Here is a 14,409-nt window from a genome sequence, read left to right as displayed (position 1 = left end):
TCAGAAGAGCCCGAGCTGGCCCGAAGCGGGGGCGTCGTCGTCCCGGCCGTCGCCCTCGCCACCGGCGTCCGCGTCGGCGGGCCGCGGCCCGCCCGTCGCGCGCCCCGCCCCGCCCGGCGTGGCGTCGGCGGCATCTGCGGACCCGGCCGCCGGCTCCGGGACGACCGGCTCCGGCGCGGGCTGCGGCGGCTCGGGGAGCGCGAGCAGCGCGGGCAGGAGCGCGAGGTCCTGGCGCAGCAGCTCGATGTGGCTCCGTTGGTAGAGCGCGGCCGCGGGGTGGTGGACGGGCAGCAGCCGCACGGCCCGGCCGCCCACCGTGCGGACCTCGACCCGGCCGCGCACCGCCTTGATCGACGCCGGGTCCTCGCGCAGGAGCTTCGTGGCGAAGTTGCCGAGCGTGACGACGACCTTGGGCCGCACGAGCGCGACCTGGTCGTCGAGGTAGGGCCGGCAGTTCGCGAGCTCCTCCGCCAGCGGGTCGCGGTTGCTCGGCGGCCGGCATTTCAGCGCCGTCGTGACGTAGACGTCCTCGCGGCGCAGGCCGACCTCGGCCAAGAGCTCGTTCAGCAGCCGGGCCGGGGCGCCGACGAACGGCACCCCCTGGCGGTCCTCGTTCGGGCCCGGTGACTCGCCGACGAAGAGGACGTCGGCGTCCGGGTCGCCCGCGCCGAAGACGACCGTCGTGCGGTTCGCGGCCAGCGCCGAGCAGCGCACGCACCCTCGGGAGCGGTCCTGGAGCTCGAGCAGTCGGGTGCGGCGCTCGGCGGCCGAGGCGGCGATGGCGGTGGCCGGCACACCCCCGAGGCTAGCGGGCCGCCCCGGGGCGGCCCGCCGTTCGTCGGAACGGGTTGCGTCGCTTGTGCGGAGTGCTACAACTCCGTTCAGGACGTCACCGCGACCGCGGGACGTACCGCCCAGCAGCACCCCGCACCACCACCCTGCACGCGACCGGCATCCCCTCGAGGGAGCTGGACCGGAGAAGCTCATGGACCCGTGTCCGAGCGCATCGCCCGATGCGCCCTACCCCAGGTGTTCCGTCGTCGGACGAGGCCGCCTCGGCTCCGCGCTGACCCGCCGCCTCACCGAGGTCGGGATCGCGGTCACCGGCCCCCACGGCCGCGGCCACGACGGGACGGGCAGCGACGTCGTGCTGCTCTGCGTCCCCGACGACGCGATCACCGCTGCCGCGGCGGCCGTGGCACCCGGCCCCCTCGTCGCCCACGTCTCCGGCGCCACGACGCTCGCCGCGCTGGCGCCCCACGAGGGCTTCTCGCTGCACCCGCTCATGACCGTCACGGGCGCCGAGACCGTCCTGGCGGGCGCGCCCTGCGCCGTCGCCGGCGACTCGCCGCGGGCCCTCGCGGTTGCCGAGGGCCTCGCCGCCGCGCTCGGGATGCGCGCCGTGCGGATCGCCGACGAGGACCGCGCGGCCTACCACGCCGCCGCCTCCGTGGCCGCGAACTACCTGCTCGGTGTCGAGGACCTCGCCACGCGCCTCGCGGCGACCGCCGGGCTGGACCCCGCCGCGCTGGCCCCGCTCGTCCGTGCCGCGGTCGACGGCTGGCAGGAGCGTGGGGCCGCCGCGGCCCTCACGGGCCCCGTCGCCCGCGGCGACGCCGGCACCGTCGCCCGGCAGCGCGCCGCCGTCGCGGAGCGGCTCTCCGCCGACGACCTGTCCCTCTTCGACGCCCTCACCGCCGCCACGGCCCGCCTGGCCGCGTCCGGAACCACCGTCCCCGCCGCCCTGGGAGCCACCGCATGAAGATCGTCCGCACCGTCGCCGAGCTGCGCGAGCACGTCCGGGCGGTCCGCCGCGCCGGCGGCACCGTCGGGCTCGTGCCCACCATGGGCGCGCTGCACCGCGGCCACGTGTCGCTGATCGCCGCATCCGCCCAGCGCACGGACTCGACCGTCGTCTCGCTCTTCGTCAACCCGCGCCAGTTCGGCGACCTGGGCGACCTGGCGGGCTACCCCCGCACGGAGGAGGCCGACGCCGCGAAGGCCGCCGCGGCTGGCGCCCACGTGCTCTTCGCCCCGGGCGTGGACGAGGTCTACCCCGACGGCTACACCGCCGAGGTCCGCCTGTCCGGTCCGCTGACCGAGACGCTCGAGGGCGCCCACCGCGGTCCGGAGCACTTCCACGGCGTCACGACCGTCGTCACGAAGCTCTTCAACATGGTCGGTCCCGACGTCGCCTTCTTCGGCGCGAAGGACGCCCAGCAGGTGCTCGTGGTCCGCCGGCTCGTCCGCGACCTGAACCTGCCGGTCGAGATCGTGGTCGGCGAGACGATCCGCGAGGACGACGGCCTCGCGCTGTCGAGCCGCAACGTGCGCCTCTCCCCCACGGACCGCGCGCAGGCGCTCGCGATCCCCCGGGCGCTCGAGGCGGCCACGGCCGAGCTGGCGGCGGGCGAGACGGACGCCGAGGTCCTGACGGCCACGGTCCGCCGGGTCCTCTCCCGCGCCGCGCTCCTGCCCGAGTACGTCGCCGTCGTCGACCCCGACACGCTGCAGCCGCGCACCACCGTCGACGTCCCGTCGCTCCTGGCCCTGGCCGTCCCCGTCGGTCCCGTGCGGCTGATCGACAACGTCGTCCTCGTCCCGGCCCCGCAGCCCGCCCTCGCCGGCGCGCCGGCCGGCGCCGCCGCCCCCGACGCCACGCCCGAGGAGGGGTGAGCCGCATGCAGCGCACGATGCTGAAGTCCAAGATCCACCGCGCGACGGTGACGGCCTCCGACCTCCACTACGTCGGCTCGATCACGATCGACCCGGAGCTGCTCGAGGCCGCCGACATCCTCGAGCACGAGCAGGTCGCCGTCGTCGACGTCGACAACGGCCAGCGCTTCGAGACCTACACGATCGCCGGCGAGCGCGGCTCGGGCGAGGTCAAGGTCAACGGCGCCGCCGCCCGGCTCGTCCACCACGGCGACACGATCATCGTCATCTCGTACGCGCAGTACGACCGGCGCGACCTCGAGGACTACGCGCCCGTCGTCGTGCACGTGGAGCGCGGCAGCAACCGCATCATCGACGTCGACGACGCCGTCGCCACCCTGCTCACCGACACCGACCGCGGCGCCGTCGCGATCCCGACCACCGCCGGCCCGGCGGCCTAGGAGCCCCCCCCCATGTCCGCCAGCCCCCGCACGTCCGACGCGACCGTCGTCGACCGCGCCCCCGTCACCGTCACGAGCCTGTTGGAGCAGAAGCGCCAGGGCCGCAAGATCGCCATGGTCACGGCCTACGACCACCCCTCGGCCGTCGTGGCCGAGCAGGCCGGCGTCGAGATGGTCCTCGTCGGCGACTCCGCCGCCACGACCGTCCTGGGCCTGGACTCCACCGTCCCGGTGACGATGGACGAGATGCTCATGCTCAGCCGCGCGGTGCGCCGCGGCCTGAAGGCCACGTTCATGATCTGCGACCTGCCCTTCGGCGCCTACGAGGCGTCCGACCTCGACGCCGTGCGCTCCGCCCAGCGGTTCGTGAAGGAGGCCGGCGCCCAGGCCGTCAAGCTCGAGGGCGGCGACCTCATGGTCGACCGCGCACGGGCGATCGTCCGCGCCGGCATCCCCGTCGTCGGCCACCTCGGCCTGACCCCGCAGACGGCCAACGCCCTCGGTGGGCTGCGCGCGCAGGGCAAGTCGGCGGAGCAGGCCGTGCGGATGGTGCAGGACGCGCTGGCGCTCCAGGAGGCCGGCTGCTGCGCCCTCGTCCTCGAGGCGATCCCCGCCGCCGTGGCCGAGGAGCTCATGCCGCTCCTCGAGATCCCCGTGATCGGGATCGGCGCCGGGGCGTCCACGGACGGGCAGGTGCTCGTGTGGCACGACCTGCTCGGCCTGCTCGAGGGTCACACCGCCAAGTTCGTCAAGCCCTACGCGGCGCTGCACGGCGAGATGGTCGCGGCCGTCCGCACCTACGCCGACGAGGTCCGCGAGGGCGTCTTCCCCGCCCGCGAGCACACGTACGTCATCGCCGCGGACGAGCTGGGCCGGTTCCAGGGCGCGCTCGCGCAGCTGCACGACGCGCCCGGGGCCTAGGGGCGCCGGCCGGGGCCGCGGCGTCCGCGGGACGGACGCGGCCTGACGGGTGGGGACCGCGGCCGGCGCGGGACCGCGGGTCAGGCCGGCGCGGTGGCGCCGGCCTCGTCGTCCCGACCGGCGTCGGTGACCTGCCGTCGGTCCGTCGCCCCGCCGGGGCCGAGGGCCTCGGGCGGAACCGGCCCCGCGGTGGCGGGCGCGGGGGTGCCGTCGTCGCCCTCGTCCATGTCGGCGTCGTCGTCGCGGGCCCCGTCCTGGCGGGCGTGCCACCACTCACGCACCCCGATCTGGATGGAGGCGGCGACGGGGACGGACAGCAGCGCCCCGGCGACGCCGAAGAGCTTGGAGCCGAAGAGCACGGCCACCATGACGCCGAGGGGGTGGATGCCGACCGCGCGCTTCTGGATGCGCGGCTGGATCACCGTGTTCTCGAGCTGCTGGTAGACGATCGCCCAGACCACCCAGACGATCGTGTCGGTCGGGAAGTCGTTGAACAGCGTGACCACGCCGACGATCACCGCGGCGATCGTCGCGCCGACCATGGGGATCAGGCCGAACAGCGAGACGAGCAGCGCCAGCGGGGCGGCGAACGGCACGCCGAGCAGCAGCATCACCACGTAGGCGAGGCCGCCGGCGATGACGGCCTGCACGAGGGCGCCGGCGATGTAGGCGCCCACCGCCCCCGCCATGCGGTCGAGCAGCGCGCCGGTGCGCCGGGCGTGGCGGGGCATCGTCGCGGCGATCCCGGCGTCGAGGATGCGGCGGCCCGAGCCGACCATGAACACGCTGAGGATGAGGATCGTGACCGTGGCGAAGACGGAGTTGACGATCCCGACGCCCAGGTCCCCGAGCCACGAGGCGGCGTCGCCGACGCGCGCCGGCAGGGCGTCGGCCTGCTTCTGCAGCTGGGAGACGAGGTCGAAGTCGTCGTCGAGATCCCGCAGCGTGTCGTTCTGCGTGACGAACCGCTGGACCTCGTCGGCGTACGCCGGGGCCTGGTCGACCAGGTCGCTCGCGGCGCGGACGAGCGGCGGCACGACGACGAGCCCCACGAGCACCGGGACGAGCAGGACCCCGAGGTAGACGACGGCGATGGCCACCCCGCGCGGCATGCGGCGCGAGAGCCGGTTGACGGGGCCCGAGACCGCGACCGCGATGAAGCCGGCGAGCACGAGCCACGACAGGGGTTGGCGCAGCAGGTACACGAGGGCGATGACCGCCACGACGGAGAGCACCGTCAGCGTGGCGATGAGGACGGTTCTGGAGAGGCTGCGGCGGGGGGTCACGGGTGCTCCGGCACTTCAGGGGACGGCGGGCACGCTAGCGGGCCGCGGGCCGACGGTCGGCCCGGCTGCCACACGGGCGCCGCCCCCACCGGTGCCCAGCCGGCGGGCCGGCAACCGGTCGGGGCGCAACATCGCCTGCACCGGGCGCCTGCGGGTTGCGCGATCCCGCAGCGTGCGCGGGGACCGACGGGCCCCCGTCACCCCACCCGAAGGGGCCGACCCGGGCGCGGCCTCAGTCCCCCGCCGCCGCCCCCGGCGCGTCGGGGTACTCGATCGTCCGGAGCACCTTCGCCGGTGCCCCGGCGGCGATCGAGAAGGGCGGCAGGTCGTCCGTGACCACCGCGTTGGCCCCCACCACGCAGCGGCGGCCGATCGTCACGCCGCTCGTGACGACGACGTTGGCGCCGAGCCACACGTTGTCGCCGATCCGGGTGGGGCCCTTCGTGGTGAACCCCTGCCACGGGACCGGCTTCTCCGGGTCGTCGAAGCGGTGGCTGCCGTCCGTGATCAGGCAGCCGTTGGCGGCCATGCAGTGCTCGCCGATCTCGACGAGCTCCTCCGCCGCGACCATCACGCCCTGGTTGAGGAACGTGCCGCCGCCGATGCGGATCCGCCCGCGGTCACCCGCGGTGAGCCACACGCCGGGCTCGAGGAACACCTGCGGGCCGAGCTGCAGGCGCCCGTCGAGCAGCATCCCCAGCACGTCGCCGTTCAGCCGGCCGCGGGCGAACGCCTCGCGGCGGGCCAGCTCGGCGTGCAGGCGCACCCGGTTCCACGGACGCCGCGGGCGCGTGTACCAGCGCCACTTCGTCAACCACTGGCGGACGCGGTCCAGGTCGAGCGGCGGGACGGGGTCGGGGTCGCTCACCCGCCGAGCGTACGCCCGCGGCGGGCGGCGCGCACGGGTGGTGCCCGTGGCGCGCAGCGCGCCAAGGCCCACCCCTCGCCGCGTCCGGGCTACCGCAGGATCTTCTTGATGCCCGCGATCGCGGCGGTGTTGCCGGGCTTGAGCAGGGGGGCGAGCAGGCCCAGCGGCAGGCCGCGGCCCTTCAGCGGCGAGACGGCCATCGTCCAGGTCAGCTCGGTGCCGGTGCCGGCGGGGCGCAGGACGAAGTCCTCGATCAGCGCGTCGAGGACCTTGCGGCTCTGGTGGGTGATGCGGAACGTCGCCCGCCGGTCCGTCTCCCAGCGGTAGAACTCCTCGTCGACCGTCAGGAACCGCCCGAGCCGCAGCCGCCGCACGGCGCCCTCGGTGTGCGGGCGCGGCGTCTGCCAGTCCAGCTGGTCGATGAGCGGGAGCCACGACCACATCTCGTCGCTGCCCAGCGCCTGCCAGACGCGGGCCGGCGGAGCGTCGAGCTTGACGGTGCTCGCGACGACGAGTGGCGCGTCCCGCAGGAACTGGTCGTCGACGGAGCGGAGCGGGTAGGCCGGCATGGCGCGGAGCATACCCGGCGGCCCCCGCCGAACCTACTCGTGCGTAGGAAGCGCTCAGAGCCAGCCGGCGCGCCGCAGGCGTCGGTAGAGCAGCAGGCAGACGGTCAGCGTGCACACGAGGACCGCCGGGTAGCCCAGATCCCACTTCAGCTCGGGCATGTGCTCGAAGTTCATGCCGTAGAGGCCGAAGATCATCGTCGGCACCACGGCGATCGCGGCCCACGCGGAGATCTTGCGGGCGTCCTCGTTCTGGCGGATCGAGATCTGGGCGAGGTTCGCGTCCAGCACGCCCGAGAGGATGTCGTCGAGCGAGTTCACGGCGTCGGCGTCGCGCGTGAGATGGTCGAGCACGTCGCGCAGGTACGGCCGGGCCCCCTCGGGCACCGGGAGCGTCTCGTCCTCGACGAGCCGCGTCATGGGGTTCACGAGCGGCCCCACGGCCTTCTTGAACGCGATCACCTCGCGCTTGAGGCGGTAGATCCGCTCCGTCGGGTTCTTCCGCTCCGCCGAGAAGACGGTCTCCTCGACCTGGTCGACGTCGGTCACGAGCCCCTCGAGCACGTCGGCGTACTCGTCGACGACCCGGTCGACGATGGCGTGGAAGACCGCGCCGGGCCCGCGTTCCATCCGCGCCTGGTCGTGGTCGAGCTGCTCGCGCAGCTCGTGGAGCGACACGCCCTCGCCGTGGCGGATGGAGACGACGAACTTCGGGCCGAGGATGAGCATGAGCTCGCCGATCTCGACCCGCTCCTCGGCGTCGACGTACTCCGCGGTCTTCATGACGAGGAACAGCAGCTCGCCGTGCCGCTCGAGCTTGGGACGCTGGTGGGCGACGATCGCGTCCTCGACCACCAGCGGGTGGAGGGAGAACTGGCGCCCGAGCGCCTCGACCGCGGCGGGCTCCGGGTCGTGCAGCCCGATCCAAACGAAGCCGTCGTCGGCCTCGTGCGCGCGGTCGATCGCCTGGGTCAGGGGCAGCGTGCCGCCCTTGCGCTCGCCCTTGTCGTAGACGGCGCAGTCCGTCAGCGCCGCGTCGACGGCCTGCGGGTCGACCGGCGGGGCCTCGGGGGCCTCGGGGGCCTCGGGCTGCCGCCCGGAGCGGTCGGCGCGCCCGTCGCGGGTGGAGGCGTGGTTCGGTGGGCGGCGCATGGGGGCAGGAGCGGCGGCCGGGCGGCCGCAGGTGGCGAAGCCTACGCCGCCGGTCCCGCGGTCGCCTGCGCCCGTAGGATCGGGCCGATGCGCCCCCTCCCGCCCGGGCCGACGGGCCCGCTCCCCACCGGCCCCTCCGCCGTCGCGACGCGCCGCGGCCCCCGCGTCCGATGACGACGGACGACCCCGTCCTGCGCGCCGTCGTCGAGCGCGAGCTCGCACTGCTGGAGCCCGCCGTCCGCGCGTCCCGGGAGCGCCTCGAGGACCTCATGCACCCCGACTTCGTCGAGATCGGCGCCGGGGGCGACCGCTGGGATCGTGAGACGATCGTCGCGCTGCTCAGCGGCCTGGGGCCGTCCGCGCACGCGCCCATCGACGTGGCCGACGTCCGCGCGTCACGGGTGACCGACGACGTCGTCCTCGTGGTCTACGAGACCGCGCACGCCGGCGAGCGTGCCGTCCGCAGCACGGTGTGGCGGCGTGAGGAGGACCGCTGGCGCGCGGTCTTCCACCAGGGGACTCCGCTGCCGGCCGTCGGGCCGCCGCGGTTCTAGGCGGCGGCCTGAAGGGCGGCGCGCTCCGAGGCGGAAGCCTCCGGGGCGGCGCGGGTGCCGGCGCCAGCCCGCAGGCTCGCGCTAGGCCGTGCCGAGCCGGCCGTTCGCCCGCAGGATCAGGAGCGAACCCAGCGTGGCCCAGCCCCGCCAGCCCGCCAGCCCCGCGGCCGAGATCGGCTCGAAGTTGATCTCCCACCCCCCGTCGGCGGCCTGCCGGTCCTCGAGGGCGTCGAGCGCGGCGTCGACCGCCGTGGCCGGGATCAGGGCGCGACCCGGGTCGTCCGGGAACGGCGCGACCTCGAGCGGGCCGATGTGGTGCCCGGGCGCACCCGGGGCGGTCAGGGCCGGGTCGAGCGCCACGTGCTCGCGCACCGCGACGGCCAGGCGCTCGCGGACCGCCGCCGGGTCGGGGGACGCCGGCACCGCGGGCTCCAGCAGCCAGAGCGCCGCCCGCACGCTGTAGAGGTCGAGGGCCTCGGGCGCCGCCGCGTCGGCATCCCCCACCCCGAGCGCGCGCCAGCACCACGCCGTGGCCTCGTCGCGCCACGGGTGCTCGATCCCGTGGCGGTGCAGCAGCCCGACGATCGCGGCCGTCGGGTTCAGCGACGCCGTCGTGCCGTCCGCGTGGTGCCAGTGCGGCGCGGCGGGGTGCGCGCGGGCGGAGGGATGCGTGAAGGGCACCCCGCCCCCGGGCGCCGAGACCGTCGCGAGCCAGTCGCAGAGCGCCTGCCCGACCTCGGCCGGCACGCCCCCGACCTCGTCGAGGACGCGGAGGGCGAGCTCCGCCGCCTGCGGCTGGCTGATCGGGGTGCGCAGATCCGGCTCGAGCAGGCCGGCGTAGCCCCCGTCGGCGTTGCGGTACGCCTCGAGCGCCCGGCGGACCGACGCGTCGTCGCCGTCCCCGAACGCGCGCTCGAAGCGGCGCACGTCGATGAGCCGCGCCTCGAGTCGGATGAAGGTCTCGGCCGCGGCGAGGTCGATGCGGGAGACGGCGGGGACGGGGGCGTTCATGCCGGCATCGTGACGGCTGGCGGGGCCGTCGTCTTGAACGTTTCGGCCGTCCGTGCCCTCACGCGCGCGCCGTCGGTGCGGGCCCGGGCGCCGGTGCGGGCCGGCGGGCGGCGACGAGCTCCCGCGGCGTGGTCGCCGCGAGTGCCCGGGCCTCGCGGGTGAGGTGGGCCTGGTCGGCGTAGCCCGCCGACGCGGCGAGGGCGGCCAGGTCGTCCGTCGTCGTGATCGCCAGGGTCAGGAAGCGCTGCAGCCGCAGGACGCGGTCGAGCGTCTTCGGGCCGTAGCCGACGTGCTCGAGGAACCGCCGGCGCAGCTGGCGGTCGCTGAGGCCGGCCCCCCGGGCGGCGCCCGCCACGGTGGCGCCCGGCCCGGAGAGCGCCGACACCGCCGCCGCGACCGCGGCATCGGGCGGCCCGGCCGCTGCCGCGCGGCGTGCGACGGCCGCGGTCAGCAGGGCCAGCCGCCCCCGGTCGTCGGGCGCGTGGGCGACGCGGTCGGCGAGCTCGGCGCCCACGCGCCCCCAGAGGGCGTCGGTCCCGACGCGCTCGTCGCGCAGCACCGCGGCCGACTCGCCGAGCACGGCGACGGCGCCGGGTCGCAGGCGCACGCCCACGGTCGTCGCGGAGGACGGCGCGGCCGCCACGGGCCCGGTGTCGGGCCCCGCGACCGTGAGGCGTCCGGCGTGCCAGACGAGGTCGACGCACCCGTCGGGCAGGACGAGGTGGGCGGGGGCGCCGCCCGCGGGCACCGCGTCCGGCGTCCGCCACCAGAGGCAGGCGACGCGGTCGGCCAGGGCCGGAGGCGGCGGAGCCTCGTCGTAGGCCACGCCGCCGGCCCCGTCCTCAGTCCGCGGCCGCGGCCTTCGTGCGGCGCGTGGCCGGGCGCTTCTTCGCGGCCGCGATCTGCGCCTTCGCGGCCTCGGCCTCCTGCTGCTTCTGGGTCTTGGACTTCATGTTGCGGGGGCGCTCGTCGGCCGGGTCGCGACGGGCGGTGCCGCCCGTGGCCACGGCCGTGGCGTCCGGCGTCACGAGCTCGCGCAGGAACCGCCCCGTGTGGGACTCGGGCGACGCGGCAACCTGCTCCGGCGTTCCCTCCGCGACGAGCAGGCCACCGCCGTTCCCCCCCTCGGGGCCCAGGTCGATGAGGTGGTCGGCCGTCTTGATGACGTCCATGTCGTGCTCGATGACCACGACGGAGTTGCCCGTGCCGACGAGCCGCTGCAGCACCTCGAGCAGCCGCTCGACGTCGGCGAAGTGCAGGCCCGTCGTCGGCTCGTCGAGGATGTAGAGCGTGCGGCCGGTGGCCTGGCGCGCGAGCTCGTGGGCGAGCTTGACGCGCTGCGCCTCGCCGCCCGACAGCGTGGTGGCGGGCTGGCCCAGGCGCACGTAGCCCAGGCCCACGTCGCGGATCGTCTCGAGCCGGCGGCGGATCTTCGGGACGTTCTCGAAGTAGTCGATCGCCTCGTCTACCGGCATGTTCAGGACGTCGGCGATCGACTTGCCCTTGAAGTGGACCTCGAGCGTCTCGCGGTTGTAGCGCTTGCCGTCGCACTGCTCGCACGGGACGTAGACGTCCGGCAGGAAGTGCATCTCGATCTTGATCTGGCCGTCGCCCTTGCAGACCTCGCAGCGCCCGCCCTTCACGTTGAACGAGAACCGGCCCGGCTTGTAGCCGCGGGCCCGCGCCTCGGGCGTCTGCGAGAACAGCGTCCGGATGTGGTCGAAGATCCCGGTGTAGGTCGCCGGGTTGGACCGTGGGGTGCGGCCGATGGGCGACTGGTTGACCTGGATGACCTTGTCGAGCTGCTCCATCCCCTCGATGGAGTCGTGCGCGCCGGGCCGCACGCGGGCGCGGTTGAGCTGCGCCGCGGCGGCCTTGTGGAGGATGCCGTTGATCAGGGTGGACTTGCCCGAGCCCGAGACGCCCGTGACCGTGCAGAGCACGCCGAGCGGGATCGTCACGTCGATGCCGCGCAGGTTGTGGTCCCGCGCGCCGCGGATCACGATCTCGCCCGTGCGCTCGCGGCGGGCGTCGGGCACCTGGATCGCGCGCTTGCCCGAGAGGAACTGGCCCGTGAGCGACTTCGGGTTGGCCTCGACCTGCTTCGGGGTGCCGTTCGCGACGACCTCACCCCCGTACTCGCCGGCGCCCGGGCCCATGTCGACGAGCCGGTCCGCGCGGCGCATGGTTTGCTCGTCGTGCTCGACCACGAGCACGCTGTTGCCCAGGTCACGCAGGCGCTCGAGGGTCTTGATCAGCCGCTCGTTGTCGCGCTGGTGCAGGCCGATCGACGGCTCGTCGAGCACGTAGAGCACGCCCACGAGCGCCGAGCCGATCTGCGTGGCCAGGCGGATGCGCTGCGCCTCGCCGCCGGAGAGCGTCGCGGCGCCCCGGTCCATCGTGAGGTAGCCGATGCCGACGTCCACGAGGAACGAGAGCCGCTCCTTGATCTCGCGCACGATCAGGTTCGCGATCTTGCGCTCCGTCTTCGAGAGCTCGACCTCGTCGATCCACGTCAGCGCGTCGTGCACGGAGAGCGCGGAGAACTGGTGGATGCCGATGCCGCCGATGAGCACGTGTCGCGGGCCGGGCTTCAGGCGCGAGCCCTCGCACTCCGGGCACGGCACCATCGACATGTACTCCTCGATCTTCTCCTTGACCTGCTCGGAGTCCGTCTCGCGGTAGCGCCGCTCGAGGTTGGCGATCACGCCCTCGGCGCGCATGTTGTACGTGCGTCGGCGACCCGAGCGGTTCTTGAACCGGACGGGGACGCGCTCGCCCTCGGGGTCGCCGAAGAGGATGCCCTCCTGCTCCTCGAGCGAGAGCGCGTTCCACGCGACGTCCATCCGCACGTCGAAGTGCTCCGAGAGCCCCTCGAGCAGCGTGCGGTAGAACGGGTTCGGGGACGACGACCACGGCTTGATCGCGCCCCCCTCGAGCGACTTGCCCCCGTCGGGGACGACGAGGTCGGGGTCGACGATGAGCTGCGCGCCCAGGCCCGTGCAGCGCGGGCAAGCGCCGTGCGGGGCGTTGAAGGAGAACGTGCGCGGCTCGATCTCCGACATGGAGAACCCGCACTCGAGGCACGCGAAGTTCTCCGAGAACGTCTGGCGCTCGTCGAAGCCCTCCGGGATCTGGTCGTCCTCGCGCAGCACGAGGGCGATCTCGACGAGGCCCTCGGCCTCCTTCGTCGCCGCTTCGATGCCCTCGGCCAGGCGCTTGCGCACGTCGTGGCGCATCACGAGGCGGTCGACCACGACGGAGATGTCGTGCTTGTACTTCTTGTCGAGGACGATCTCCTCGTCGAGCATCCGCAGGTCGCCGTTGACCTCGACGCGGAGGAAGCCCTCGTCCTTCAGGTGCGCGAAGAGGTCGCGGAACTCGCCCTTGCGGCCGCGCACGAGCGGGGCGAGGACCATGAAGCGCGTGCCGTCCGGCAGCGTCATGACGCGGTCGATGATCTGCTCGACGGACTGGCCCGCGATCGGTCCGTGCCCGTTCGGGCAGTGCGGGTGGCCGATGCGCGCCCACAGCAGGCGCAGGTAGTCGTGGACCTCGGTCACCGTGCCGACGGTCGACCGCGGGTTGCGCGAGGTGGTCTTCTGGTCGATGGAGATCGCGGGCGAGAGGCCCTCGATCGAGTCGACGTCCGGCTTGTCCATCTGCCCGAGGAACTGGCGCGCGTAGGCCGAGAGCGACTCGACGTAGCGCCGCTGGCCCTCGGCGTAGATCGTGTCGAACGCGAGGGACGACTTGCCCGACCCGGAGAGGCCCGTGAGGACCACGAGGGAGTCGCGCGGGAGCTCGAGCGAGACGTCCTTCAGGTTGTGCTCACGAGCTCCGTTGACGACGATCCGACCGCTTCCTGCCATTGGACCGAGTGTACGCAGGCGAACGGACGTTCGCCCGCGTGCGCGGGTGCGGGGGCCGGGATGCAGGGGAAACGCGACGGCGGGCCGGGCGCGACCGGCGCGGGCTCGACCCGACGGACGTCGAGGCCCGGCGCGCACGTCCCCGTAGGCTCGCGGGGTGGACTTCGGAACGCTCAGCCCGGAGCTGCGGGCGCAGCTCGAGCGCGTGCCGCCGTCGGACGACCGCGGCGTGGCCTACCGGCCCTGCCGCGTGCGTCTGCGCTCGGGCGCGTGGCGCGACTACGTGTACGTCCTCGACGCCGACGAGTACCACCGTGCCTGGGGCGTGTGGCCCGCGGACGACCGCGCGAAGCGCGAGATCCTCGTCGACGACGTCGTGGAAATCGAGGAGAGCCCCCATCGCCTCCCGGCCGCCCTGGCGAGCCGGATCTACGCGGGCGGCGAGTCCGGGATGGGGTACACGATGTTCACCGTGGTGCTGCGGGACGGCCGCCGCCTGCCCCGGGTCGTCGGCAACGCGGTCGACTTCCCCGTGCTGCCCGTCGGCGTGACGACGGACGACGTCGCCGACGTCGTCCGCGAGGGGCGAGAGGTCTTCCGCCACCGGTCCCCGCGCCCCGACGAGGGCGCCGCCCACTACGCGTGGTGCCTCTACCGCGCGACGTAGGACCACGCCGCTACCCGTGCGGGTGCGCCGAGCCTCGCCGCCGTCCAACACGGTCCGGCCCGAGACGCTCGGGGCGGGACCCGCTCCCCATGCGGGTGCGCCGAGCCTCGCCGCCGTCCAACACGGTCCGGCCCGAGACGCTCGGGGCGGGCCCCGCTCCCCATGCGGGTGCGCCGAGCCTCGCCGCCGTCCAACACGGTCCGGCCCGAGACGCTCGGGGCGGGGCCCGGTCCCCTTACCCCGCCGCGCGGCAGACCAGGTCCACCAGCGCGTCGCACACCGCCGGCGTCCCCGCCACGCACCACACGGGCCCGTCGGGGCGCGGGCGGAACTCGGCCGTGCGGCCGCCGGCCTCGCGCACGAGCAGCGCGCCGGGGACCCAGTCCCACGGGGCGA

At 74.8% G+C, this 14,409-nt stretch carries 14 protein-coding genes; 6 read left to right on the top strand and 8 right to left on the bottom strand.

All coding sequences use genetic code 11. The features are described from left to right. Entirely contained in the window at window positions 1–795 is a 795-nt protein-coding gene (locus F593_RS23575) for a uracil-DNA glycosylase (protein ID WP_022928322.1), read from the bottom strand. A gap of 190 nt (window positions 796–985) precedes the next feature. Here F593_RS23575 and F593_RS23570 point away from each other — a divergent pair, with 190 nt between their 5' ends. The 4 genes from F593_RS23570 to panB are packed head-to-tail and all read left to right on the top strand — an operon-like array spanning window position 986 to window position 4,037. Next, entirely contained in the window at window positions 986–1,762 is a 777-nt protein-coding gene (locus F593_RS23570; protein WP_022928321.1) for a DUF2520 domain-containing protein, read from the top strand. Next, complete coding sequence (gene panC / locus F593_RS0108440) at window positions 1,759–2,676, top strand: pantoate--beta-alanine ligase (RefSeq protein ID WP_022928320.1); 918 nt, start codon at window positions 1,759–1,761, stop codon at window positions 2,674–2,676. Before F593_RS23570 ends, panC begins: the two co-directional genes overlap by 4 nt. A gap of 5 nt (window positions 2,677–2,681) precedes the next feature. Beyond that, complete coding sequence (gene panD, locus F593_RS0108435) at window positions 2,682–3,116, top strand: aspartate 1-decarboxylase (RefSeq protein ID WP_028721540.1); 435 nt, start codon at window positions 2,682–2,684, stop codon at window positions 3,114–3,116. 12 nt (window positions 3,117–3,128) lie between these two features. Next, the gene (gene panB / locus F593_RS0108430; protein ID WP_022928318.1) at window positions 3,129–4,037 is read left to right on the top strand and encodes a 3-methyl-2-oxobutanoate hydroxymethyltransferase; all 909 of its coding nucleotides are present in this window, start codon (window positions 3,129–3,131) and stop codon (window positions 4,035–4,037) included. 80 nt (window positions 4,038–4,117) lie between these two features. Here the strand turns inward: panB and F593_RS0108425 are convergent, their stop codons facing one another. The 4 genes from F593_RS0108425 to F593_RS0108410 all read right to left on the bottom strand — a co-directional run bounded on the left by F593_RS0108425 (window position 4,118) and on the right by F593_RS0108410 (window position 7,909). After that, window positions 4,118–5,323, bottom strand: coding sequence for an AI-2E family transporter (locus tag F593_RS0108425; protein ID WP_022928317.1), 1,206 nt, complete (start codon window positions 5,321–5,323; stop codon window positions 4,118–4,120). 232 nt (window positions 5,324–5,555) lie between these two features. After that, a complete protein-coding gene (locus tag F593_RS0108420; RefSeq protein WP_022928316.1) occupies window positions 5,556–6,191 on the bottom strand; it encodes an acyltransferase in 636 nt (211 codons plus the stop codon). A gap of 89 nt (window positions 6,192–6,280) precedes the next feature. Further along, entirely contained in the window at window positions 6,281–6,760 is a 480-nt protein-coding gene (locus tag F593_RS28005; protein WP_022928315.1) for an SRPBCC family protein, read from the bottom strand. 54 nt (window positions 6,761–6,814) lie between these two features. Next, entirely contained in the window at window positions 6,815–7,909 is a 1,095-nt protein-coding gene (locus tag F593_RS0108410) for a magnesium and cobalt transport protein CorA (RefSeq protein ID WP_022928314.1), read from the bottom strand. A 170-nt stretch (window positions 7,910–8,079) separates the two neighbouring features. On the opposite strand from F593_RS0108410, the gene F593_RS0108400 reads away from it, so the two are divergent. Next, a complete protein-coding gene (locus F593_RS0108400) occupies window positions 8,080–8,463 on the top strand; it encodes a nuclear transport factor 2 family protein (protein ID WP_022928313.1) in 384 nt (127 codons plus the stop codon). Window positions 8,464–8,544: 81 nt separating this feature from the next. On the opposite strand, the gene F593_RS23560 is transcribed toward F593_RS0108400, so the two are convergent. The 3 genes from F593_RS23560 to uvrA are packed head-to-tail and all read right to left on the bottom strand — an operon-like array spanning window position 8,545 to window position 13,346. Next, the gene (locus tag F593_RS23560) at window positions 8,545–9,474 is read right to left on the bottom strand and encodes a hypothetical protein (RefSeq protein WP_022928312.1); all 930 of its coding nucleotides are present in this window, start codon (window positions 9,472–9,474) and stop codon (window positions 8,545–8,547) included. A gap of 58 nt (window positions 9,475–9,532) precedes the next feature. Then, entirely contained in the window at window positions 9,533–10,300 is a 768-nt protein-coding gene (locus F593_RS23555; RefSeq protein ID WP_022928311.1) for a helix-turn-helix domain-containing protein, read from the bottom strand. Window positions 10,301–10,316: 16 nt separating this feature from the next. Beyond that, window positions 10,317–13,346 (bottom strand): excinuclease ABC subunit UvrA, encoded by a 3,030-nt coding sequence (uvrA, locus tag F593_RS23550; RefSeq protein WP_022928310.1) that lies wholly within the window; start codon window positions 13,344–13,346, stop codon window positions 10,317–10,319. A 157-nt stretch (window positions 13,347–13,503) separates the two neighbouring features. Between uvrA and F593_RS0108380 the strand changes: the two genes are divergently transcribed. Further along, window positions 13,504–14,013, top strand: a complete 510-nt coding sequence (locus tag F593_RS0108380) for a hypothetical protein (RefSeq protein WP_022928309.1) — start codon at window positions 13,504–13,506, stop codon at window positions 14,011–14,013. Window positions 14,014–14,409: the final 396 nt, after the last annotated feature.

The organism is Patulibacter americanus DSM 16676, assembly GCF_000420025.1.
Taxonomy (GTDB): domain Bacteria; phylum Actinomycetota; class Thermoleophilia; order Solirubrobacterales; family Solirubrobacteraceae; genus Patulibacter; species Patulibacter americanus.
Note: the sequence above shows the minus strand (reverse complement) of the source record. Positions and strands in the feature narration are given on the sequence as shown.

Coding starts and splice junctions, on each gene's coding strand:
- F593_RS0108400 (WP_022928313.1), top strand. CDS start 8,080: ATGACGACGGACGACCCCGTCCTGCGCGCCGTCGTCGAGCGCGAGCTC.
- panB (WP_022928318.1), top strand. CDS start 3,129: ATGTCCGCCAGCCCCCGCACGTCCGACGCGACCGTCGTCGACCGCGCC.
- panC (WP_022928320.1), top strand. CDS start 1,759: ATGAAGATCGTCCGCACCGTCGCCGAGCTGCGCGAGCACGTCCGGGCG.
- F593_RS23570 (WP_022928321.1), top strand. CDS start 986: ATGGACCCGTGTCCGAGCGCATCGCCCGATGCGCCCTACCCCAGGTGT.
- uvrA (WP_022928310.1), bottom strand. CDS start 13,346: ATGGCAGGAAGCGGTCGGATCGTCGTCAACGGAGCTCGTGAGCACAAC.
- F593_RS28005 (WP_022928315.1), bottom strand. CDS start 6,760: ATGCCGGCCTACCCGCTCCGCTCCGTCGACGACCAGTTCCTGCGGGAC.
- F593_RS0108410 (WP_022928314.1), bottom strand. CDS start 7,909: ATGCGCCGCCCACCGAACCACGCCTCCACCCGCGACGGGCGCGCCGAC.
- F593_RS23560 (WP_022928312.1), bottom strand. CDS start 9,474: ATGAACGCCCCCGTCCCCGCCGTCTCCCGCATCGACCTCGCCGCGGCC.
- panD (WP_028721540.1), top strand. CDS start 2,682: ATGCAGCGCACGATGCTGAAGTCCAAGATCCACCGCGCGACGGTGACG.